The organism is Leucobacter sp. M11, assembly GCF_035726885.1.
Lineage (GTDB): Bacteria > Actinomycetota > Actinomycetes > Actinomycetales > Microbacteriaceae > JAPFRB01.
In genome coordinates, this window is the sequence record NZ_JAPFRB010000052.1 from 1 (window position 1) to 245 (window position 245).

At 70.6% G+C, this 245-nt stretch carries 1 protein-coding gene; it reads right to left on the bottom strand.

Annotated elements, in window-relative coordinates; all coding sequences use genetic code 11:
• A partial coding sequence (locus tag OOT08_RS18960) for an acyltransferase domain-containing protein (RefSeq protein ID WP_325094454.1) occupies positions 1-245 on the bottom strand: 245 nt, incomplete at both ends.

Sequence of the window (245 nt, forward strand, 5' to 3'; positions counted from 1 at the left end):
TCCGTGTTGCCGTAGACCTCGATCCGGGGCTCCGAGAACGTCACCGTGCGCAGGTGGGCGGCGAGCGGCTCAACAGCCGGGGCGACCAGCGGGCTGTGGAAGGCGGTCGACGCGGACAGTCCGCGGGAGGCGATCCCCGCGGCCGAGAAGGCGCTCCTGGCCCTTTCGACCGCCGCCGCCGAACCTGAGAGCACCGTCTGACGGGGCGAATTGTGGTTGGCCGGCCAGATGTCTTCGAAGCCACC